This window comes from Bradyrhizobium sp. UFLA05-89, assembly GCF_059803475.1.
Genome location: NZ_JBANBA010000031.1, coordinates 43,457 through 64,035, shown reverse-complemented (window position 1 = coordinate 64,035; position 20,579 = coordinate 43,457). Strand labels below are relative to the sequence as shown.

19 protein-coding genes are annotated in these 20,579 nt (G+C 65.1%); 13 read left to right on the top strand and 6 right to left on the bottom strand.

Going from position 1 to position 20,579, the window contains the following annotated elements; all coding sequences use genetic code 11:
- Window positions 1-5 precede the first annotated feature (5 nt).
- The gene (locus SO139_RS18335) at window positions 6-920 is read right to left on the bottom strand and encodes a DMT family transporter (protein WP_449380618.1); all 915 of its coding nucleotides are present in this window, start codon (window positions 918-920) and stop codon (window positions 6-8) included.
- 264 nt (window positions 921-1,184) lie between these two features.
- Between SO139_RS18335 and SO139_RS18330 the strand changes: the two genes are divergently transcribed.
- Window positions 1,185-1,664 carry a MaoC family dehydratase gene (locus SO139_RS18330; protein ID WP_449380617.1) on the top strand — a complete coding sequence of 160 codons (480 nt, stop codon included), beginning with the start codon at window positions 1,185-1,187 and terminating at the stop codon, window positions 1,662-1,664.
- Between the two features lie 3 nt (window positions 1,665-1,667).
- Here the strand turns inward: SO139_RS18330 and SO139_RS18325 are convergent, their stop codons facing one another.
- Window positions 1,668-2,666, bottom strand: coding sequence for an ABC transporter substrate-binding protein (locus SO139_RS18325; RefSeq protein WP_498540350.1), 999 nt, complete (start codon window positions 2,664-2,666; stop codon window positions 1,668-1,670).
- A 159-nt stretch (window positions 2,667-2,825) separates the two neighbouring features.
- Between SO139_RS18325 and obgE the strand changes: the two genes are divergently transcribed.
- Together obgE and SO139_RS18315 are read left to right on the top strand one after the other, a co-directional pair.
- Window positions 2,826-3,866 carry a GTPase ObgE gene (gene obgE, locus SO139_RS18320; RefSeq protein WP_449380615.1) on the top strand — a complete coding sequence of 347 codons (1,041 nt, stop codon included), beginning with the start codon at window positions 2,826-2,828 and terminating at the stop codon, window positions 3,864-3,866.
- Window positions 3,867-4,118: 252 nt separating this feature from the next.
- Window positions 4,119-5,750, top strand: a complete 1,632-nt coding sequence (locus SO139_RS18315; RefSeq protein WP_449380614.1) for an alkaline phosphatase family protein — start codon at window positions 4,119-4,121, stop codon at window positions 5,748-5,750.
- Between the two features lie 256 nt (window positions 5,751-6,006).
- On the opposite strand, the gene SO139_RS18310 is transcribed toward SO139_RS18315, so the two are convergent.
- Complete coding sequence (locus SO139_RS18310; protein ID WP_449380613.1) at window positions 6,007-6,972, bottom strand: Bug family tripartite tricarboxylate transporter substrate binding protein; 966 nt, start codon at window positions 6,970-6,972, stop codon at window positions 6,007-6,009.
- A gap of 198 nt (window positions 6,973-7,170) precedes the next feature.
- On the opposite strand from SO139_RS18310, the gene proB reads away from it, so the two are divergent.
- From proB to SO139_RS18260, 10 genes are all read left to right on the top strand, one after another.
- Entirely contained in the window at window positions 7,171-8,292 is a 1,122-nt protein-coding gene (gene proB, locus SO139_RS18305; RefSeq protein WP_498540349.1) for a glutamate 5-kinase, read from the top strand.
- Between the two features lie 142 nt (window positions 8,293-8,434).
- A complete protein-coding gene (locus tag SO139_RS18300; protein ID WP_449380611.1) occupies window positions 8,435-9,754 on the top strand; it encodes a glutamate-5-semialdehyde dehydrogenase in 1,320 nt (439 codons plus the stop codon).
- A 16-nt stretch (window positions 9,755-9,770) separates the two neighbouring features.
- Window positions 9,771-10,421, top strand: coding sequence for a nicotinate-nucleotide adenylyltransferase (locus SO139_RS18295; RefSeq protein WP_449380610.1), 651 nt, complete (start codon window positions 9,771-9,773; stop codon window positions 10,419-10,421).
- A gap of 195 nt (window positions 10,422-10,616) precedes the next feature.
- Window positions 10,617-10,973 (top strand): ribosome silencing factor, encoded by a 357-nt coding sequence (gene rsfS, locus SO139_RS18290; protein ID WP_092289999.1) that lies wholly within the window; start codon window positions 10,617-10,619, stop codon window positions 10,971-10,973.
- Window positions 10,974-11,098: 125 nt separating this feature from the next.
- Window positions 11,099-11,581: a 23S rRNA (pseudouridine(1915)-N(3))-methyltransferase RlmH gene (gene rlmH / locus SO139_RS18285; protein WP_449380609.1), complete on the top strand. Its 483-nt coding sequence runs from the start codon at window positions 11,099-11,101 to the stop codon at window positions 11,579-11,581.
- Window positions 11,582-11,613: 32 nt separating this feature from the next.
- Window positions 11,614-12,933, top strand: coding sequence for a murein hydrolase activator EnvC family protein (locus tag SO139_RS18280; protein WP_474800068.1), 1,320 nt, complete (start codon window positions 11,614-11,616; stop codon window positions 12,931-12,933).
- Window positions 12,930-14,285 carry a S41 family peptidase gene (locus SO139_RS18275; RefSeq protein ID WP_449380607.1) on the top strand — a complete coding sequence of 452 codons (1,356 nt, stop codon included), beginning with the start codon at window positions 12,930-12,932 and terminating at the stop codon, window positions 14,283-14,285. The genes SO139_RS18280 and SO139_RS18275 overlap by 4 nt, the downstream gene beginning before the upstream one ends.
- Before the next feature lie 144 nt (window positions 14,286-14,429).
- Window positions 14,430-15,641 (top strand): divergent polysaccharide deacetylase family protein, encoded by a 1,212-nt coding sequence (locus tag SO139_RS18270; RefSeq protein WP_449380606.1) that lies wholly within the window; start codon window positions 14,430-14,432, stop codon window positions 15,639-15,641.
- A gap of 71 nt (window positions 15,642-15,712) precedes the next feature.
- On the top strand, window positions 15,713-16,219 hold the full coding sequence (locus SO139_RS18265; protein ID WP_449380605.1) for an RNA pyrophosphohydrolase: 507 nt from the start codon (window positions 15,713-15,715) through the stop codon (window positions 16,217-16,219).
- 41 nt (window positions 16,220-16,260) lie between these two features.
- Window positions 16,261-16,764, top strand: a complete 504-nt coding sequence (locus SO139_RS18260; protein ID WP_449380604.1) for an RNA pyrophosphohydrolase — start codon at window positions 16,261-16,263, stop codon at window positions 16,762-16,764.
- On the opposite strand, the gene SO139_RS18255 is transcribed toward SO139_RS18260, so the two are convergent.
- From SO139_RS18255 to atpD, 3 genes are all read right to left on the bottom strand, one after another.
- Window positions 16,761-18,437 (bottom strand): adenylate/guanylate cyclase domain-containing protein, encoded by a 1,677-nt coding sequence (locus SO139_RS18255; RefSeq protein WP_449380603.1) that lies wholly within the window; start codon window positions 18,435-18,437, stop codon window positions 16,761-16,763. The genes SO139_RS18260 and SO139_RS18255 overlap by 4 nt on opposite strands.
- Window positions 18,438-18,585: 148 nt before the next feature.
- On the bottom strand, window positions 18,586-18,993 hold the full coding sequence (locus tag SO139_RS18250; RefSeq protein WP_449380602.1) for a F0F1 ATP synthase subunit epsilon: 408 nt from the start codon (window positions 18,991-18,993) through the stop codon (window positions 18,586-18,588).
- A gap of 141 nt (window positions 18,994-19,134) precedes the next feature.
- Window positions 19,135-20,577 (bottom strand): F0F1 ATP synthase subunit beta, encoded by a 1,443-nt coding sequence (atpD, locus tag SO139_RS18245; protein ID WP_284272803.1) that lies wholly within the window; start codon window positions 20,575-20,577, stop codon window positions 19,135-19,137.
- Window positions 20,578-20,579 lie beyond the last annotated feature (2 nt).

The window sequence follows — 20,579 nt, the reverse complement described above, 5'->3', positions numbered from 1 at the left end:
CCATCTCACACCGGTGGATTGACCTGGTCGTCCTGCCTCCCGAGATCCCGTTCGCGCACGTATATGTAGAAGCCGGCGCCGATGATGATGGCGGCGCCGATGATGGTGGCGATCGAGGGGACGTCGCCGAACACGACGAAGCCGAAGATCACGGCCCAGACGATCATCGAATATTGATAGGGCACCACCACGCTCGCGGGCGCGAGCTTGAGAGAGCGGTTGACGCACAGAAGCGCGGCGACCGAAGTGCAGCCGGCCAGCACAAACACCACGAGGCTGCCCGCGCTCGGCGGCACCCAGTGAAACAGGGACAGGGCGAGTCCGAGCAGAAACGTGCCGCCGAACTGCGAGGAGGCCATCACGATGTCGGGCGTCGCGCGCAAGGACCGCGTGACCAGCATCAGCGTCGCAAACGACAGGCTGCCGCCGAGCGCAATCAGCGCCGGCAGGCTCACCGTCTGCGCTGACGGGCGGAGCGCGATCAGGACGCCGCAGAAGCCGATCAGGATCGCGGTCCAGCGCCGCCAGCCGACCTGCTCCCCCAGGCAGATCGCCGACAGCGCGGTGACGAAGATGGGGCCTGCCAGATAATAAGTGATGACGTCGGCGAGCGGCAGATAGACGGTCGCGAGGAAAAAGGCCGCCACCTCCAGCGTCGAGAGCACCACGCGAAAGAGCTGCAGCCACGGCCGCTCCAGATGCGTGAATTCGTGGCGCTGCCGCCAGATCGACGGTGCCAGCACGAGCAAAGCCGCGCAGGCGCGCAGAAACAAGAGCTGCCCGACCGAATAGGTCGCGACGATGAACTTGCCCATGGCGTCGCCGAACGAGAACAGGAAGATCGACAGCACCATCAGCGCGATGCCGGCCAGCCGCGCCGAGCGCTCGTCATAGGCGGAGAGTTTCTTGAACAGAGGCATTGCTGTCGTTCGTAGAGGCCCAGTCATTGCGAGGAACGAAGCGACGAAGCAATCCAGACTGCTTCCGCGGAGACAGATTGGATTGTTTCGCTTCGCTCGCAATGACGGGCGGAGGGGAGCGTCAGGAACCGGCGAATGGACTCGCTGGCGGTTGTTTTAATGACGTGGCCGCCCGGGACAAGCCCGGTCATGACGAATTGAGCGTATTGTCGCACTCTTCGCATCGCGGTAGCGATTGGTGTCTCCGGCAAAAGAGCAGCAGATATGACGGCCTTCGATCCGACCCAGCATCGCATGATCCCTACGCAACGCTGGTTTGAGGATTTCGTCCTCGGCGAACGCTTCGTGCTGCCGAGCCGCACGCAGACCTCGGCCGTGTTCGCCGCGTTCCAGACCGCGAGCGGCGACACCCACCCGGTGCACTACGATGTCGAATATTGCCGTGCCCGCGGCATGCCCGACCTGCTCGCCCACGGCTTCCAGACGCTGATCCACACCGCGCCCGGCGCAGGCCTGTTTCCTTTCATGGTCGAGGAGTCGCTGGTCGGCTTCCTCGAACAGTCAAGCCGTTTTCTCAAGCCGGTGTTCGCCGACGACACGATCTACCCCGCGCTCGAGGTGACCAAGCTCGTGCCGGGACGCTCGACCGGCGTGGTCGCGCTCGCGAGCACCGTCTACAACCAGCGCAAGGAGCTGGTGCTCGAGGGGACCCAGAAATTTTTGATCCGACGGCGGTCGACCTGACTGCTATTCGATCACGCGATCGGCGCTCGCGAGCAGCGTCGCGGGCACATCCAGCGACAGCGCCTTCGCCGTCCTCAGATTCAACGCCAGCTCGAATTTGGACGCCTGATAGAACGGGATCTCGCCGGGATAGGCGCCGCGCAAAATGGCATCGATGTTGTTGGCGGCACGCTTGTTCAGTTCGACGAGGTCGAAGGAATAGGTCATGAGACCGCCGACATCGACGAATTCCGACAGCGGGTAGATGGCAGGAAGTGCTGCGGCCGCGACCTGTGCCGTGATCACGGTCCGCTTCGCCATCACGTCAGGACTGTCACCGATCATGACCGCGTCGACACCGCTGGGACGAATTCCGGCGATCAGGTCCTGGTAGCTCGCCTCGGTTGTCGGAAATTCGACCAGATATGGAATGACCTCGGTTCCCGTTGCGGTCGCAGCCGCGCGGACGCTCGGTCCCTGCACACCTTCCCACGCACCGCGCAGCGTGACGTAGGCGAGCCTGGAGAGTCTTGGATAGATCTCACGGAGCAGCGCGATGCGCTTGCCGTGGATCGACGGGCCGGTATCGACGCTGACGCCGGTGAAATTCCCGCCTGGGCGGGCGATGTTCGCGGCGATCCCCTGCGCCACCGGATCGGCGGTCAGGGCCACGATCGGAATTTTGTCCGTGGCGCGCTTGAACAGGAGCGCGCCCGGCCCGACGATGTAGATCACGTCGGGATTGCTGCGGACGACCTCCTCGACCAGCGCAGGCGCACCGATGCCCGCCTTCTCTGCGCCCCAACGCTCGACGTTGAGTGTCTCGCCGCTGACCTGGCCAAGCCGGCGCAGCTCGGCGAACAGGGCGCGGTAGTACCGATTGGTGCTCTCCTCCTGCATCAGGGATGACGGCTCCGACGGGCTGTAGATCGCAAGCCGCTTGCCGCCGGGTGCCGTCTGTGCGCCGGCCCGCGACAGCACGGCGACCGACACGGCGCCTGCAATGAACTCCCGCCGCCTCATTCCTGCTCCCTGCACCCTCCCGCATCTCCTCCCGGCTATATCACGTCGGCCGCCGGACGCCCCAACGGGTTAAGCAAGGACCGAAAATCGCTTAAATTTAGGCCTCTTCCCGGACAAGTTCGGGTTGCCGCGCCTGCTCCCCTGCCCTACCTATGGCCCATGAAATTCCTCGACGAAGCAAAGGTCTATATCCGCTCCGGTGACGGCGGGAACGGCTGCGTGGCGTTCCGCCGCGAGAAGTTCATCGAATTCGGCGGGCCCTCCGGCGGCAATGGTGGCCGTGGCGGTAATGTCGTCATCGAGGTCGCCGACGGCCTCAACACGCTGATCGACTACCGCTACCAGCAGCATTTCAAGGCCCAGAAGGGCGAGAACGGCATGGGCTCGGACCGCCACGGCGCCAATGGCAAGGCGATCGTGCTGAAGGTGCCGATGGGCACGCAGATCTTCGACGAAGACCGCGAGACGCTCATCCACGACTTCACGAAGGTCGGCGAAAAGTTCGTCCTCGCCGAAGGCGGCAATGGCGGTTTCGGCAACGCGCATTTCAAGTCGTCGACCAACCGCGCGCCGCGCAACGCCAATCCCGGCCAGCCCGGCGAGGAGCGCTGGATCTGGCTGCGGCTCAAGCTGATCGCGGATGCTGGCCTCGTTGGGCTGCCCAATGCCGGCAAGTCGACCTTTCTCTCCAAGGTCAGCGCGGCAAAGCCAAAGATCGCCGACTATCCTTTCACCACGCTGCATCCGCAGCTCGGCGTCGTGAATGCCGACGGCCGCGAATTCGTGCTGGCGGATATTCCGGGTCTGATCGAGGGCGCGCACGAAGGCGCTGGCCTCGGCGACCGCTTCCTCGGCCATGTCGAGCGCTGCCGCGTGCTGCTGCATCTCGTCGACGCGACCTGCGAGCATGCCGGCAAGGCGTACAAGACGGTGCGCAAGGAGCTCGACGCCTATGGCGGGCTGCTGACCGACAAGATCGAGATCGTCGCGCTGAACAAGATCGACGCGGTCGAGCCGGATGAGCTGAAGAAGCAAAAGGATCGCTTGAAGCGCGCTGCCAAGAAGACACCGCTGCTGCTCTCCGGCGTCACCGGTCAGGGCGTCAGGGAAGCATTGCGCGCGCTTGCGGACGTGATCGGCGAAAGCCCGGTCTCCAGCAAGGCCAAGAGCGCCGCCGAAGCGGAGCCCTGGTCGGCTTGATCTGGTCGGCCTGAACTCTCTCCAATGTCGTCCCCGCGAACGCGGGGACCCATACCGCGTGATTTATCGGTTACGTACAGTCGTAGCACCGAACTACGAGTCTTCACCAAACCACTCCCTGTGGTTATGGGTCCCCGCGGTCGCGGGGACGACGGCGGGATGTACGGCCGCAGGTACGCACATCGTTGGCTGGTTGCCATCTCGCCTTCGATAGCGCAGCATCAAGCAATCAAGAATAAACAGGGGCGATGAATGTCGCGCGCGAAAAACGTTCTCTGGATCATGTGCGACCAGCTTCGCTACGATTATCTCGGCTGCACCGGACATCCGACGCTGAAGACGCCGAACATCGACGCCATGGCCAGGCGTGGTGTGCTCTTCACCAAGGCCTATGTGCAATCGCCGATCTGCGGTCCATCGCGGATGTCGTTCTACACCGGGCGCTACATGCGCTCGCACGGCTCGCACTGGAACGGCTGGCCCTTACGCGTCGGTGAACCGACGCTCGGCGATCACCTGAACAAGATCGGGGTGCGCAACGTGCTGGTCGGCAAGACTCACATGGCGCCCGACCTCGAAGGCATGAAAGCGCTCGGCATCCCCTTGGAATCGATCATTGGCGTGCACGTCGCCGAATGCGGCTTCGAGCCCTATGAGCGCGACGACGGCTTGCATCCGACGGGCCGGCCGCGTCCGAAATACGACGCGTATCTGCGCAGCCAAGGATACGAGGCGACCAATCCCTGGGAGCATTGGGCGAATTCAGGCGCGGCCGACGACGGGTCTTTGCAGAACGGCTGGCTGCTGGTGCACGCCGACAAGGCCGCGCGCGTGCCGGACGAGCATTCCGAGACGCCCTACATGACGCGCCGCGCGATGGACTTCATCACCGAGGCCGAGACGGATGGCCGTCCGTGGTGCCTGCATCTGTCCTACATCAAGCCGCACTGGCCTTATATCGCGCCGGAACCCTACGCCAGCATGTACAAGACCGCGGACATGCTGCCGGCGATCCGCTCCGAACGCGAGCGGCAAAACCCGCATCCCGTGTTCGGCGCCTACATGGACATGCGCTATTCCAGGAACATGGCGCGCGACGATGCCCGCGAGAAGGTGATCCCGACCTATATGGGCCTGATCGCGCAGATCGACGACCAGATGGGCGTGCTGATGAAGTTTTTGGAAGCGCGCGGCCTCCTGGAGACCACCATGATCGTGTTCACGTCCGATCATGGCGATTATCTCGGCGATCACTGGATGGGCGAGAAGGACCTGTTCCACGAGCAGTCGGCGAAGATCCCGCTTGTTATCATCGATCCCTCGAAGGAGGCCGACGCCACGCGTGGCACGACATGCGATGCGCTCGTCGAGGGCATCGATCTCGCGCCGACCTTCGTCGACTACTTTGGCGGCAAGGTGCCGGCGCATATCCTCGAGGGCCGTTCGCTATTGCCGCTGCTGCGCGGCGAGAAGCCGCAATGGCGCAAGGTCGCGTTCTCCGAATACGACTACGCCATGCAGGACGTGCGGCTGAAGCTGAGCCAGCCGATCGAACGCTGCCGCCTTTTCATGGTGTTCGACGGTCGCTGGAAATATATTCACGCCACCGGCTTCCGCCCGATGCTGTACGACCTCGAAACCGACCCCGACGAATTTGTCGATCGCGGCGACGATCCCGAATGTGCCGACATCATTGCACGGCTTCAGGCCGAGCTGTTCGACTGGGCGCTGCATCCAAGCGGTCACATCACTACGCCTCGCGAGAAGATCGCGGCCTATGCCGACAACCAGCTTCAGGTGAAGGGTGGGTTCCTGATCGGCATCTGGGATGAAGCCGAGCTCGCGGCCATCCGCGACGGCATCGCGCAGCGCGCGAAGCTGTAGAACCTCCTGGTGAGGAGGCGCGAAGCGCCGTCTCGAACCATGGAGGCCTCGCTGCATCAGCTCGGCCTTTCATCCTTCGAGACGCCGCTCCGCGGCTCCTCAGGATGAGGTGATGGAGGGGAATGCGCGGCTACCTCATCTCGTCATGCCCGGGCTTGACCCGGGTATCCACGTCTTGCCTCAACAGCGGATGCGCGTGGATGGCCGGGACAAGCCCGGCCATGACGACGGAGTGCTGGCGCGCTCTTCGCGCCTCTTAATTTTCGATCTTATACCCCGTCGCCTTCACGATCGGCTGCCAGAACGCTGTATTCGCGGCAAGCTCCTGAGTGAGCCCGTCCGCCGTGCTGCCGACCGGAATGAGCCCGATCGCGGTGAGCTTCTCCTTCACCTCTGGCTTGGCGAGCGCGGCGGCCGCCGCCAGGCTGAGCTTGCTCGCAAACTCCGGCGGGCTGCCCGCGGGAAGCCACATGCCGTACCAGGCGTCCGCGACGAGATCGATGCCGCTCTCCTTCAGCGTGGGAACATCCGGCGCGAACGGCGAACGCTGCGCGCTCGAGACACCGATGATCGTCACGCCCTTGGCGCGATGCTGCGGAAGCGCGTCGGCCAGCGTCGTGATGCCGAACGGCACATGGCCGCCGACGAGGTCGTTGAGGATCGGCGCGCTGCCGCGATAGGGCACACGGCTCAAGGGAATGCCGAGGTCCTTCTCCAGCTTGGAGCCCATGAAGTGCGGGATGGTGCCATTGCTGGGCACGCCGAACGTGGCCTTGTCCGGGTTCGCCTTCAGCCAGGCGACGAACTCGCCGAAATTCCTGGCTGCGATCGCAGGTCCAATCACGACGGCGAACTCGAAACGCGCCAACAGTGACACCGGCATGAAGTCCTTCGCCGCATCGAAGGTCGGCATCGTCTCCACCATCGGCAGCAGATACATGGTGGGACCCGTCGTCACCAGCACCATGCTGCCGTCGGGGTTGGCGCCCTTCACCGCCTTGATGCCGATCAGGCCGTCACCGCCGGTGCGGTTCTCGACGACGATGGTCTTCTGCAACACCGGCGCCATCTCCTGTGCGATCAGTCGGCACAGCGTGTCGCCGCCGGCGCCCGCCGCGAACGGGAAGATGATCTTGGTCAGCCCGGCCTGAGCTTCCGCTCTGCCCGTCTGCGCCAGCAAAGGCAGCCCGAGACACCCGGCAATGAAGTCGCGGCGATGCATGCATTTCCCCTTCAGGTCCGACATGGCTGAAGGGCAATAGCGCCGAGCGGGCGCCCCAGACAAGACCGTTAACGCCGTTTACCCCCGTCCCCGCCTTGCGCCGGCCATCGTCCTGCTGCAAAAGCAGGCCTCAACGGCGCCGCCTCTTCGCTCCGCCGCTTCGCAAATGCAGAGCAGATCGTCTTAGACCGTGCGCCCATGGCCAGCCCCGAACTCAGTCAATTCCGCCGCATCGTGGTCAAGGTCGGCTCAGCCCTGCTGGTCGATTCCGATGCCGGCGAAGTCCGGGCGTCCTGGCTCGCGGCGCTTGCGGCGGACCTCGCGAAGCTTCACCGCGAGGGGCGCGACGTCCTGATCGTCTCCTCCGGCTCGATCGCGCTCGGCCGTAGCCGGCTCAAGCTGCCGCGTGGCCCCCTGAAGCTCGAGGAGAGCCAGGCCGCAGCCGCCGTCGGCCAGATCGCGCTGGCGCGCATCTGGTCGGAGGTTTTAGGGGCCCACGGCATCGGCGCCGGGCAGATTTTGGTGACGCTCCAGGATACCGAGGAGCGCCGCCGCTATCTCAATGCGCGCTCGACCATCGGCAAGCTGCTGGAGTGGCGCGCGATCCCCGTCATCAACGAGAACGACACGGTGGCGACCACCGAAATCCGCTATGGCGACAACGATCGTCTCGCCGCGCGCGTCGCCACCATGGCGAGCGCCGACCTGCTCGTGCTGCTGTCCGACATCGACGGGCTCTACGACGCGCCGCCGAAGAACAACCCGAACGCAAAGCTGATTCCGGTGGTCGACAGCATCTCCTCGGAGATCGAGGCCGTGGCGGGAGATGCCGAGTCCGAACTGTCGCGCGGCGGCATGCGCACCAAGGTCGAGGCCGCGAAGATCGCGACCACCGGCGGCACGCACATGCTGATTGCGTCGGGCAAGATCGAGCACCCCTTGCAGGCGATCGCCGACGGCGGCCGCTGCACCTGGTTCCTGACGCCCGCCAATCCCGTGACCTCGCGAAAGCGCTGGATCGCGGGCTCGCTGGAGCCGAAGGGCACGCTGACCATCGACGCCGGCGCGGTCGCCGCGCTTCGCGCCGGCGCCAGCCTGCTGCCGGCCGGCGTCATCAAGGTCGAGGGCCAATTCGCCCGCGGCGATGCCGTGATCGTGCGCGGCCCCGACATGCGCGAGATCGGCCGCGGCCTGAGCGCCTATGACGCCGACGATGCCGAGCGGATCAAGGGCCGCTCCTCGCCGGACGTGATGGCCATCCTCGGCATTAGCGGGAGGTCCGAGATGATCCACCGCGACGATCTGGTGGTGGGCGGGTAACGCCCGGAACGCCCCGTTACGGCGGCTAGGCCATTGGCCGATCCCCGCGCGCCCCCGATAGGCACCAGCCATACCCTCCCCGCCCTTCGCAAATGCGGGATTTCCGTGCTAGGACACCGCCTTAGCAGAAGGTTGAAGTCCCATGGCCGCCCCCCTCAAAGCCCTCGACGGCACCGCCGATCGCACTGCCGATCGCACTGCCGATCTCCTGGCGCTGATGACCGATCTCGCCGCCCAGGCCCGGGCTGCGGCGCGCGTGCTGGCGCTGGCGCCGGCGGAGCAGAAGAACCGGGCGCTGGAGGCCATGGAGCGGGCGATCCGCAAGAGCGCGGTGGCCATCCTCGCGGCCAATGCCGAGGACGTCGCCGAGGCGCGCGCCGGCGGCGACGCGACAGGCGCCTTCATCGACCGCCTGACGCTGACGCCCGCGCGCGTCGAGGCGATGGCCGAGGGCATCGCCATCGTGCGCGGCATTGCCGATCCCGTCGGCGTCGTCACCGAGAGCTGGCAGCGGCCGAACGGCATGACCATCGAGCGCGTGCGCGTGCCGCTCGGCGTCGTCGGCGTGATCTTCGAGAGCCGGCCCAATGTCGCGGCCGACGCCGGCGTGCTGTGCCTGAGATCCGGCAATGCCGTGATCCTGCGCGGCGGCTCGGACAGTTTCCGCTCCTGCCGCGCCATCCACGAATGCCTGGTGCAGGGTCTTCGCGAGGCAGGACTGCCTGAGGCTGCGATCACGCTGGTGCCGACGCGCGACCGCGCGGCGGTCGGGATGATGCTTGCGGGGCTGAACGGCGCGGTCGACGTGATCGTGCCGCGTGGAGGAAAGAGTCTGGTCGCGCGCGTCGAGGCGGAGGCGCGCGTGCCGGTGTTCGCGCATCTCGAAGGCGTCAACCACGTCTATGTCGACGCGAGCGCCGATCTCGACATGGCAAAGTCGATCGTGCTCAATGCCAAGATGCGCCGCACCGGCGTCTGCGGCGCGGCCGAGACGCTGCTGGTCGATCGCGCCGGCGCCGCCAAGAGCCTGAAGCCGCTGGTCGAGATGTTGATCGACGCCGGCTGCGAGGTGCGCGGCGACGACGCCGTGCAGGCGATCGACGCGCGCGTCAAAGCTGCGAGCGAGGCCGACTGGGACACCGAATATCTCGATGCGATCATCGCGGCGAAAGTCGTCGATGGCGTCGACGGCGCGATCGCGCACATCCAGAATCACGGCTCGCATCACACCGATGCGATCGTCAGCAAGGATGAAGCCGCCGCGAAAAAATTCCTGAGCGAAGTGGATTCCGCGATCGTGCTGCACAACGCCTCGACGCAATTCGCCGATGGCGGCGAGTTCGGCTTCGGCGCCGAGATCGGCATTGCCACTGGAAGATTCCACGCGCGCGGCCCTGTCGGTGCCGAGCAGCTCACGAGCTTCAAGTACCGCGTCCACGGCACCGGACAGACGCGGCCGTGACCTCGCAGGGCGGGCATTGAGCAACAATTTCGTCGTGCCGCGCTTTGTGGCGCAAGCGTTGCCGCCTTACACCGATGGCATGCGCATCGGGCTGCTCGGCGGCTCCTTCAATCCGCCGCATCACGCGCACCGCGAGATCAGCCGCTTCGCGCTCACGCGCCTCAAGCTTGATCGCGTATGGTGGCTGGTGACGCCGGGCAATCCCTTGAAGGAGAACGGCGCGCTGCACGCGCTCGGCGAGCGCATGAAGGCCGCGCGCGATGTCGCCGACGACCCACGCATCGAGGTGAGCTGTCTCGAATCCGTCATCCGCACACGCTACACTATCGACACGATCAACTTCTTGCGCCGCCGCGCAAGCGGCCTGCGCTTTGTCTGGATCATGGGCGCCGACAACCTCGCGCAATTCCATCGCTGGCAGGACTGGCAGCGCATCGCGGCCCAGGTGCCGATGGCGGTCATCGACCGCCCGCCGCAAAGCTTTCGCGCCCTCGCCTCACCGGCTGCACAGGCCCTCGCCCGTTACCGTTTACCTGAGAACGAGGCGACGCGGCTTGCGGACCGGCAGGCGCCGGCATGGGTCTTCCTCACCGGGCTGAAGCTCAGCCTGTCGTCCACCACCTTGCGGAACCCGGATGGGAGCTGGAAGGCGGCCGATGAGGCGTGAGGCGGCTCGTGCGGGAAACAGGCTCTGGCATATTGAAACCCTTAACCCCACATGATGTAGTGTAACCAGTGAGTGCCGGATTCGGCGTTCGCGATACAGTGAAAGGAATGGTCCCTGGCCACATCTGTATTGTCCAAGTCTGTTTTACCCAAGGTTGCTAAGCCTACGCGTAAAACATCGACCCAAGCTGCGGCCTTGAAGGCGCAACCCGACGCCGACAAGACGCTGAGCCTGATCCTCTCCCGCCTCGAGGATATGAAGGCGGAAGAGACGGTCACCATCGACCTTCGCGGCAAATCGGCGTACTCCGACTACATGATCGTCACGACGGGCCGGGTTAACCGGCACGTTGGCGCGATCGCGGAAAACGTCACGAAGAGCCTCAAGGAAACCGGCATCAAGAACATCCATGTCGAGGGCTTGCCCAATTGCGACTGGGTGCTGATCGATTCCGGCGATGTGATCGTGCACGTGTTCAGACCCGAGGTCCGTGAGTTCTACAATCTCGAGAGATTGTACACGCAGGGCCCTGGGGCGGCGAAGGCGATCTAGAGGCTAGAAGAGGCCGATTTCGAATCGGCTGACGCGCATGCTAGCGTCATGCGCGCGCGTGGTGCGCGCGGGTTGAAAACGCGGCTCTCAAGACGCGGTTCTAAAGACGCGGTTCTAAAGACGTCATGCGTGTTGCAGTCATTGCGGTTGGCCGGCTGAAGCAGGGCCCCGAACGGGAGCTTGCCGATCGTTATCACGAGCGGTTTGACGAGGTTGGCCGCAAGCTCGGTTTCCGCGAGCTCACCATTCATGAAATTCCGGAAAGCCGCGCGCGCGACGCCGCGACGCGCATGGCCGAAGAGGCCGCGGCAATCAGTTCGCATATTCCCGACAGGTCGGTGATCGTGGCGCTCGACGAGCGCGGGCAAAATCTCGATTCGACCGTATTCGCACGGAATCTCGGCCGCTGGCGCGACGAGGGTAGCGTGCATACAATATTCGTCATCGGCGGAGCGGACGGACTTTCGCCCGAATTGCGCCGTAAGGCCAAGCTCGTGATCGCGTTCGGCGCGGCGACCTGGCCGCACCAAATGGTCCGCGTCATGCTTCTGGAACAGCTTTATCGGGCCGCAACCATCCTGGCCGGCCATCCCTATCATCGCGCGTGATTCGCGCCTCAACGAGCACCTTTTCCGACGCGATGCGGGCTCAGCTTTTCAACCTGTTGCTGATCACAGGCTTTGCCGGCAGCCAACTTGCGCCGGCGGCAGCACAGACTGCCAAGCCTGCGTCGCAGACTGCCGAAGTCTCGGCCGATGCGATCAAGCAGCGCGAGCAGGAGCTCGAGGCCGCGCGGCAGCGGCAGAAGAGCGCCGAGGAGGTGCAGGCCAAGCTGAAGGCCGAGATCGCCTCGCTCGGCCAGGACCGCACCCAGCTCAACCAGCAATTGATCGACACGGCCGCCAATGTGCGAGGTGTCGAGACCAAGATCGGCGAGGCCGAATCACGGCTGACCGCGCTGAGCGGGCGCGAGCAGGAGATGCGCAATTCACTCAATTCGCGGCGCGCCGACATCGTCGAGGTCTTGGCCGCGCTGCAGCGCGCCGGCCGGCGGACGCCGCCCGCGCTCCTGGTGCGCCCCGAGGACGCGCTGCAATCGTTGCGCACGGCGATGCTGCTCGGCGCCGTGGTTCCGGAACTGCGTGGCCGCGCCGAAAAGATCGCAAGCGAGCTCGGCGAGCTCGTGGTCCTGCGCAAGACCATCGCAACCGAGCGCGACCAGCTCGCCGCCGACCGCGACAAGGTCCGCAACGATCAGACGCGACTTGCCGCGCTGGTCGACGAGCGGCAGCGCCAGCAGGCCTCGCGGGAAAAGGACCTCGACGCCGAGAATGCGCGCGCCATCGCGCTCTCCAGGCAGGTGGGTGACCTCCAGGGCCTGATCGCCAAGATGGAACAGGACCTGCAAAGCGCCGCCAAGGCGGCCGAGGCCGCAAAGCAGGCCGAGGCAAAGGCGGCCGCCAATGCCAAGCCGGGGCCGGCCACCTTCAAGGACCGTTCCCGGACCAGTCCGGCGATCGCCTTCGCCTCCGCCAAGGGCCTGCTGCCGCTACCCGTGAACGGTACCAAGATCAGGGATTTTGGCGGTTCCGACGGCGTGGGCGGCGTACAAAAGGGCATTTCTTTGGTAAGTCGGCCCGGCGCCCAGGTCACGACACCCTGTGACGGCTGGGTGGTCTATTCCGGTCCCTTCCGCAGCTATGGACAACTCTTGATCCTTAACGCAGGGGGCGGGTATCATGTCCTGATCGCCGGGATGGAGCGCATTTCGGTAAACATCGGACAGTTTGTGCTCACGGGGGAGCCGGTCGCGATCATGGGGTCGACATCCCAAGTCGCCTCCATTCTCGCCACGAATGCGAGTCAACCCGTGCTCTATGTCGAGTTCCGCAAAGACGGCACTCCTATCGATCCAGGCCCATGGTGGGCCGCAAATGAAGGCGAGAAGGTTCGCGGATGATGCGCAAGACTTCAGTTATCCTCCTCAGCGCGGCAACCGGCGCGGCGCTGACGCTGTTCGTGACCCAGCCCCGCGCGGTGTTCATGGGTTCGAGCGCGCGCGCCGCGACCGCGGACACGTATCGCCAGCTCAATCTGTTCGGCGACGTGTTCGAGCGCGTGCGCTCCGACTATGTCGAGAAGCCCGACGACACCAAGCTGATCGAATCGGCGATCTCCGGCATGCTCTCCGGGCTCGATCCGCACTCCAGCTACATGGACGCCAAGAGCTTCCGTGACATGCAGGTGCAGACCCGCGGCGAGTTCGGCGGCCTCGGCATCGAGGTCACCATGGAGGACGGCCTGATCAAGGTGGTCTCGCCGATCGACGACACCCCGGCCTCGCGCGCCGGCGTCATGGCCAACGACATCATCACCAATCTCGACGACGAGGCGGTGCAGGGCCTGACCCTGAACCAGGCGGTCGAGAAGATGCGCGGCCCCGTCAACACCAAGATCAAGCTCAAGATCATCCGCAAGGGCGTCGACAACCCGATCGACGTCACGCTGGTGCGCGACAACATCCGCGTCCGTTCGGTGCGTGCGCGCGTCGAGGCCGACGACATCGCCTATATCCGCATCACCACCTTCAACGAGCAGACCACCGAGGGCCTCAAGAAGGAGGTCGCCAATCTCTCGACCCAGATTGGCGACAAGCTGAAGGGCTACATCATCGATCTCCGCAACAATCCCGGCGGCCTTCTCGAAGAAGCGGTCACCGTGTCCGACTCCTTCCTGGAGCGCGGCGAGATCGTGTCGACCCGCGGCCGCAACGCCGAGGAGACGCAGCGCCGCTCCGCCCATCCGGGCGACCTGACCAAGGGCAAGCCGGTGATCGTGCTGGTCAACGGCGGCTCAGCCTCGGCTTCGGAAATCGTCGCCGGCGCACTGCAGGATCATAAGCGCGCGACCATCGTCGGCACGCGCTCGTTCGGCAAGGGCTCGGTGCAGACCATCATCCCGCTCGGCAGCGGCAACGGCGCATTGCGGCTGACCACGGCGCGCTACTACACGCCGTCGGGCAAGTCGATCCAGGCCAAGGGTATCGTGCCCGACATCGAAGTGCTGCAGGACGTGCCGGACGAGCTGAAGTCCCGCACCGACACCAAGGGCGAGGCTTCGCTGCGCGGCCACCTCAAGAACGACGGCGACGAGAAGACCGGCTCGCAGTCCTACGTTCCGCCGGATGCCAAGGATGACAAGGCGCTCAAGATGGCCGACGATCTCCTGCACGGCATCAAGAACAGCGCCTCCGCGGCGCCCGCACCTGGCGACAACAAGGCGGCCGCCGACAAGCCCAAAGCAGCGAACTGACGCCACGCGGCAACCTAGACGTTTCGAAAGGGCGGCTCCTCGAGCCGCCCTTTTTGCTGGGAAGCTGTACCCCGGTAGACCCCCGGCCTGCCGCCGCTTGACCGCGTCGTGGTATCGTCATTGCCGAGTGATTCGGGATCTCGCATGACTGAAACGGCCGATGATCTGAGCGCCCCGCTCGGACAGGACAAGCCGCGCCGGAAACGCCGGCTGCGGTTGCCGTTCACGGGACTGCAGGTGATCGCCGGCCTGCTTCTCCTGTTCCTCGCGACCTTTGCCGGCTTTGCGATCTTCAACAAGGATCCGCTCGGCGGCGAGCCGATCACGCGCGTTGCCATCCGCGAGCAGAAGACGGCCGAGGACAAGCCGGCGGCGGCCGCGCCCGAAAGTTCGGGCCATGAGACCAAGGCGGCGCCGAAGCAGACTGCGCCCGGCGACCAGAAGACCGTCACCATCATCGACGGCTCCAGCGGCGCCCGCCATGACGTCGTGATCGGCAGCGGCGGCGAGCCTGCAGACAAGGGCGAGCCTGCCGCCGCAGCGCCGCCCATCATGTCCGGGATCGACCAGCGGCTGCTCGAGAAGTCGCGCTACGGCATGATCCCGGTCGCGGCCGCCGACCTGAAGCCGTTCACGGCCTATGCGGCGGAAGCCGACCGCGCCAAGGCGGCGAAGACGCCCGTTGTCGCGATCGTCATCGGCGGGCTCGGCGTCGGTGCTGCCAAGACCGCTGATGCGATCATGAAGCTGCCGGGCGCGGTGACGCTGGCCTTCACGCCTTATGGATCAGATCCTGGAAAACTCGCCGAGCGCGCCCGCGCCCAGCGCCACGAGATCTTCCTCCAGATCCCGATGGAGCCCTACGACTTCCCCGACAATGATCCGGGCCCGCAGACCCTGCTGACTTCGCTGAGCACCGAGCAGAACATGGACCGGCTGTACTGGCATTTGAGCCGGATGCAGGGCTATGCCGGGCTCGCCAATTTCATGGGCGCACGCTTCATCGCCACCGACGCGGCGATGCAGCCGATCGTGCGCGAGGCGGCCAAGCGCGGGCTCGGCTTCTTCGACGACGGTTCCTCGCCGCGCAGCGTCGCGCCCCAGGCCGCAGCAAGCCAGGCCATGCCGTTCGGCAAGGGTGATATCGCGATCGACGCGGTGCCGACCGGCGCCGAGATCGATCGCGCCCTGAACAAGCTCGAATCCATCGCCCGCGAGCGTGGCGTCGCCATCGGCATCGCGTCCGCCCTCCCCGTCTCGATCGAGCGGTTAGGTTCCTGGATCAAGACGCTTCCGGACCGCGGTGTCCTCTTGGTGCCATTGACAACCGCGATGTTGAAATCAAAATCCAGCTGAATCAACGGATTGGCACAACAGGTCCCACGGGGCCGAAAGGGTCGACCACGAGTGGTGAGAGGTTTGGCGGAATGACGCGTTACGAGGATCTGCCCTACCGGACCTGCGTCGGTGTGATGCTGCTCAACAAGGACGGACTGGTCTTCATCGGGCGCCGCGCCGGCGGCATCGAGCATGTTGACGAAACCCATGTCTGGCAGATGCCGCAAGGCGGCGTCGATCCCGGTGAGGATACCTGGGAAGCCGCCATGCGCGAGCTCTATGAGGAGACCAGCGTGCGCTCGGTGGAACGGCTCGGCGAGGTCGCCGACTGGCTCACCTACGACATTCCGCGCACGGTCGCGGGCCGCGCCTGGAAGGGCCGTTACCGCGGCCAGCGCCAGAAATGGTACGCCATGCGCTTCACTGGCAAGGACAGCGAGATCGACGTCGCCCACCCCGGTGGCGGCGGCCACAAGGCGGAATTCGTCACCTGGCGCTGGGAGCCGATGAAGAATCTTTCCTCGCTGATCATTCCCTTCAAGCGCCCGGTCTATGATCGCGTGGTGCAGGAATTTGCCGCGCTGGCGCACGATTAATTTGCACCGTCATTCCCGGAATGACGGAGAGAAAAGCGCTCATGACAAATCAAAAACCCTATCGTCCCAATGTCGGGATCGCGCTGTTCAATGCCGACGGCCTGGTGCTGATCGGCCATCGCTTCCGCGGTGACGGCCCCGAGATCATCCTGCCTGGCCTCGACTGGCAGATGCCGCAAGGCGGCGTCGACGAAGGCGAGAACCTGCACGATGCTGCCATGCGCGAGCTCTGGGAAGAGACCAGCGTCAAGAGTGCCGAATACCTCGGCGAGACCGACTGGCTCGCTTACGAATTTCCGCCCTATGACGGACCGCAAACGCATCGCCTGGCGAAATTCCGCGGCCAGCGGCAAAAATGGTTTGCGCTGCGTTTCACGGGGCGTGATGAGGAGATCGATCCGCTGACGCCGCGCAACGGCCAGCCCGCGGAATTCGACGCCTGGCGCTGGGAGCGTCTCGACCGTGTCGCCGATCTCGTGGTGCCGTTCCGCCGCGAGGTTTATCGCGCCGTGGCGCAGCAGTTCACACGCTTTGCGTCCCGCTAGTTCGGTCCCACCGTGAACGGGCCGATGGCGATGACGTGGCAATCGCTGTCGCGCTTGGCGCAATCGGCGAGCGCCGTATTGACGGCGCCCTGCTCGTCACTGGCTTTCAGGCCGAGGCCCGGACGTCCCGTGGTGCCGACGGCCACCGCGTTCCAGCCCCCCGCATCGCCAAGCTTGCGCACGACGTCATCGCGCGCGTCAGCCGCGATCGAGGCATTGCCTGCGGCGTGGAAGAACCCGGTGACCTTGAACAGGCTCGGAATCGGCACGACGAAATTGTCGTCGACCGCGACGATCATGCAGGCGGCACCGGCGATCGCGCCGCAGGATTCCAGTGCGCGCCGCGTCGCCTCGTCGGGCGACGACGCGCCGATATTCATGAAATACTGACCGCCGCCAGGGCCGAGCGCGAGCGCCCGCGACTTGGCCGCCGGGGCGAACATGGTCTCGAGCCGTTGCTTGCCGGGATCGCGCATCAGCGGCACGTCCTTCGACGTGAATGCACGCTCGGTCATTGCGTCATGCCGCATGAAGGGCTGCGGCGGCATCGGCGGCTTGCCGTGCGCATAGACCACGTTGTTGCCGACCGCGTAGATCTCGCAGCGGCGCGGCGATTGCGCGGTATCGGCCCGCTTCTGGCACTGTTCGATGGCGGCGTTTCGTGCGGCGTCCTCGCTCGGCTGATTGAGCGCCGCGCCGGTGAAGCCGGCAATGTTCAAGGCGAACGCTTTGTAGTCGGGCGCCGGCCCGTATTCGTTGCCGAGATAGCCACGGACACGGTCGCTGACGAACGGGACGATGTCGGCCGGAAACTTGGCGGCTGCTGAGGCAACCGGCGGCGACGGGGCCGGACTTGGTGAGGCTGCTGCGGTCGCGGTCGGGGTTGTTGTCGGGGTCGCAGTCGGCGCGCTTGCGGCTGCCTTTGCCGCCAGGCTGGCCGACGGCGCCGCGCTGGTCGGCGTGGCAGCTGTACTTGGCACCGCGCTCGAGGTCGCAACCGCCATCGACGACTGCTCCAGCTTGGTGAAATAGAGAAAGCCCGCGACGCCGATCGCGACGATGGAGACCACCGCGACCACCAGAGGCCACATCCAGTTCGGCGTCGGAGCGGCCTTCGCGCCCGGCTTCTTGACCTGCGGCGTCGAATAACTTCCGTCCTCGCGGCGCATCGCGACCATGTAGGCGTGCACGGGGGTCGGAATGTTCTTGACCTCCTGCGCGCCGATATCGGCGAACTGCACCGAGAGCTTGTTGGCGACCTGCTCGTGCACGGCGCGCGAGACGCAGATGCCGCCGACTTCGGCGAGCCCTTCGAGGCGCGCGGCGATGTTGACGCCGTCGCCCAAGAGATCGCCGTCACGCTCGACCACGTCGCCAATGGTGATGCCGATGCGGAACGACATCTGCCGGCTCGGCGGGTAGGCCATGTTGCGGGTCCGCAAGGACTCCTGGATGTCGATCGCGCAGCGCACCGCATCCACTGCACTCGGAAATTCCGCGAGAACGGCATCGCCGGCGGTGTTGAAGATACGCCCGCCGGCTTTGGCGATGAAATCGTCGACGACCGCCCGATAGGACGCCAGACGCCGCAGCGTCTCCTCTTCGTCTTCCGCGACCAGCCTGGAATAGCCGGCAATATCGGCTGCGAAGATCGCCGCGATCTTGCGTTTCATCTGCACCAGCCCCGGAACTCCAATTGCAGCGGCAGAATGCCGTTATCCAAGACGCGGTGCAATAAGGTTTCAGCGCCCGTCACTTCGATGACGAGCGCTGAATTCATTCAGAAATTTTTGTGCGAGCCCCGGAGCGGTGCCCCGGGGCTTAGTGCATCGCCGTCGTGTTGAGCTGATGCTGGATGCTCTTGTAGTGGTCGAGGCGCGCGATCGCGAGATCGAGTTCACCGCCTTCCTTCTCCGAGAGCTTCTCCTGCATCTGCGTGATGGTATCGGCGAACTGCGCCCGGTCGAGCTCGTCGATCGAGGTGGCGACGTCGGCGAGGACCGTCAGGCGATTGTCGGAGACTTCGGCGAGACCACCGGTCACGATGACCTTCTGCTTCTGGCCGCCGGCGATGATGGTCAGGATGCCCGGTCGCACCGCAGCCACGACGGGCGCATGTCCGGCGAGCACGCCGAAATCACCTTCCCAGCCGGGAATGTCGACCTGATCGACCTCGCCGGAGAAGGCGAGCTTTTCGGGAGAGACGAGATCGAAGTGGAAGGTGGCCATGATGTTTCCGCTTGCTTCGGTTGTCACCCGCGGGCTTGACCCGCGGGTCCATCCATCAAAGTTCTCTTTCGATGGATCGCCGGGTTGTTAGGTTGAAGACGCGCTTCGCGCTTTTGCCCGGCGATGACGAGTTGAGACGGCTTAGGCCGCTTCAGCGGCCAGCTTCTTGCCCTTCTCGACCGCCTCTTCGATGGTGCCGACCATGTAGAAGGCGGCTTCCGGGAGGTGGTCGTACTTGCCTTCGCAGAGGCCGCGGAAGCCCTTGATGGTGTCCGCGAGGTCGACGAACTTGCCGGGCGAGCCGGTGAAGACTTCGGCGACGTGGAACGGCTGCGACAGGAAGCGCTCGATCTTGCGGGCGCGGGCCACCGTCAGCTTGTCCTCTTCCGAAAGCTCGTCCATGCCGAGAATGGCGATGATGTCCTGGAGCGACTTGTAACGCTGCAGCACCTGCTGGACCTGGCGAGCGGTGTCGTAGTGCTCCTGCCCGACGACGAGCGGCGAGAGCATGCGCGAGGTCGAGTCGAGCGGGTCCACCGCCGGGTAGATGCCCTTTTCCGAGATCGCGCGCGACAGCACGGTGGTCGCGTCAAGATGCGCGAACGAGGTTGCGGGCGCCGGATCGGTCAAGTCGTCGGCCGGCACGTAAATGGCCTGCACCGAGGTGATCGAGCCCTTCTGCGTGGTGGTGATGCGCTCCTGCAGCGCGCCCATGTCGGTGGCGAGCGTCGGCTGATAACCCACCGCCGAAGGAATACGGCCAAGCAGCGCCGACACTTCCGAGCCGGCCTGGGTGAAGCGGAAGATGTTGTCGACGAAGAACAGCACGTCCTGGCCCTGGTCGCGGAAGTGCTCGGCGACGGTCAGACCGGTGAGGCCGACGCGGGCACGCGCGCCCGGCGGCTCGTTCATCTGGCCGAACACCAGCGCGCACTTCGACTTCACGCTCGGATCCGGATTGTGCGGATCGGCGTTGACCTTGGATTCGATGAACTCGTGATAGAGGTCGTTGCCCTCGCGGGTGCGCTCGCCGACGCCGGCGAACACGGAGTAACCACCGTGCGCCTTGGCGACGTTGTTGATCAGCTCCTGAATCAGCACGGTCTTGCCGACGCCGGCGCCGCCGAACAGGCCGATCTTGCCGCCCTTCGCGTACGGAGCAAGCAGATCGACGACCTTGATACCAGTGACGAGAATTTCAGCTTCCGTCGACTGGTCGGTATAGGTCGGCGCTTCCTGATGGATCGCGCGAATGCCCTCGGCCTTGATGGGACCAGCTTCGTCGATCGGCTCGCCGATGACGTTCATGATGCGGCCCAGCGTGCCGTCACCCACGGGAACCGAGATCGGCTGACCGGTGTCGGTCACTTCCTGACCGCGCACCAGACCTTCGGTGGCGTCCATCGCGATCGTGCGGACGGTCGATTCGCCGAGGTGCTGCGCGACTTCCAGCACCAGGCGGTTGTTGCCGTTCTTGGTCTCCAGCGAGTTGAGAATGGCCGGCAGGTGGCCTTCGAACTGCACGTCGACAACGGCGCCCATGACCTGGGTGACGCGACCGATCTGGGTGGCTGCTGTAGCCATTT

Coding starts and splice junctions, on each gene's coding strand:
- SO139_RS18335 (WP_449380618.1), bottom strand. CDS start 920: ATGCCTCTGTTCAAGAAACTCTCCGCCTATGACGAGCGCTCGGCGCGG.
- SO139_RS18330 (WP_449380617.1), top strand. CDS start 1,185: ATGACGGCCTTCGATCCGACCCAGCATCGCATGATCCCTACGCAACGC.
- SO139_RS18325 (WP_498540350.1), bottom strand. CDS start 2,666: ATGAGGCGGCGGGAGTTCATTGCAGGCGCCGTGTCGGTCGCCGTGCTG.
- obgE (WP_449380615.1), top strand. CDS start 2,826: ATGAAATTCCTCGACGAAGCAAAGGTCTATATCCGCTCCGGTGACGGC.
- SO139_RS18315 (WP_449380614.1), top strand. CDS start 4,119: ATGTCGCGCGCGAAAAACGTTCTCTGGATCATGTGCGACCAGCTTCGC.
- SO139_RS18310 (WP_449380613.1), bottom strand. CDS start 6,972: ATGCATCGCCGCGACTTCATTGCCGGGTGTCTCGGGCTGCCTTTGCTG.
- proB (WP_498540349.1), top strand. CDS start 7,171: ATGGCCAGCCCCGAACTCAGTCAATTCCGCCGCATCGTGGTCAAGGTC.
- SO139_RS18300 (WP_449380611.1), top strand. CDS start 8,435: ATGGCCGCCCCCCTCAAAGCCCTCGACGGCACCGCCGATCGCACTGCC.
- rlmH (WP_449380609.1), top strand. CDS start 11,099: ATGCGTGTTGCAGTCATTGCGGTTGGCCGGCTGAAGCAGGGCCCCGAA.
- SO139_RS18280 (WP_474800068.1), top strand. CDS start 11,614: ATGCGGGCTCAGCTTTTCAACCTGTTGCTGATCACAGGCTTTGCCGGC.
- SO139_RS18275 (WP_449380607.1), top strand. CDS start 12,930: ATGATGCGCAAGACTTCAGTTATCCTCCTCAGCGCGGCAACCGGCGCG.
- SO139_RS18270 (WP_449380606.1), top strand. CDS start 14,430: ATGACTGAAACGGCCGATGATCTGAGCGCCCCGCTCGGACAGGACAAG.
- SO139_RS18265 (WP_449380605.1), top strand. CDS start 15,713: ATGACGCGTTACGAGGATCTGCCCTACCGGACCTGCGTCGGTGTGATG.
- SO139_RS18260 (WP_449380604.1), top strand. CDS start 16,261: ATGACAAATCAAAAACCCTATCGTCCCAATGTCGGGATCGCGCTGTTC.
- SO139_RS18255 (WP_449380603.1), bottom strand. CDS start 18,437: ATGAAACGCAAGATCGCGGCGATCTTCGCAGCCGATATTGCCGGCTAT.
- SO139_RS18250 (WP_449380602.1), bottom strand. CDS start 18,993: ATGGCCACCTTCCACTTCGATCTCGTCTCTCCCGAAAAGCTCGCCTTC.
- atpD (WP_284272803.1), bottom strand. CDS start 20,577: ATGGCTACAGCAGCCACCCAGATCGGTCGCGTCACCCAGGTCATGGGC.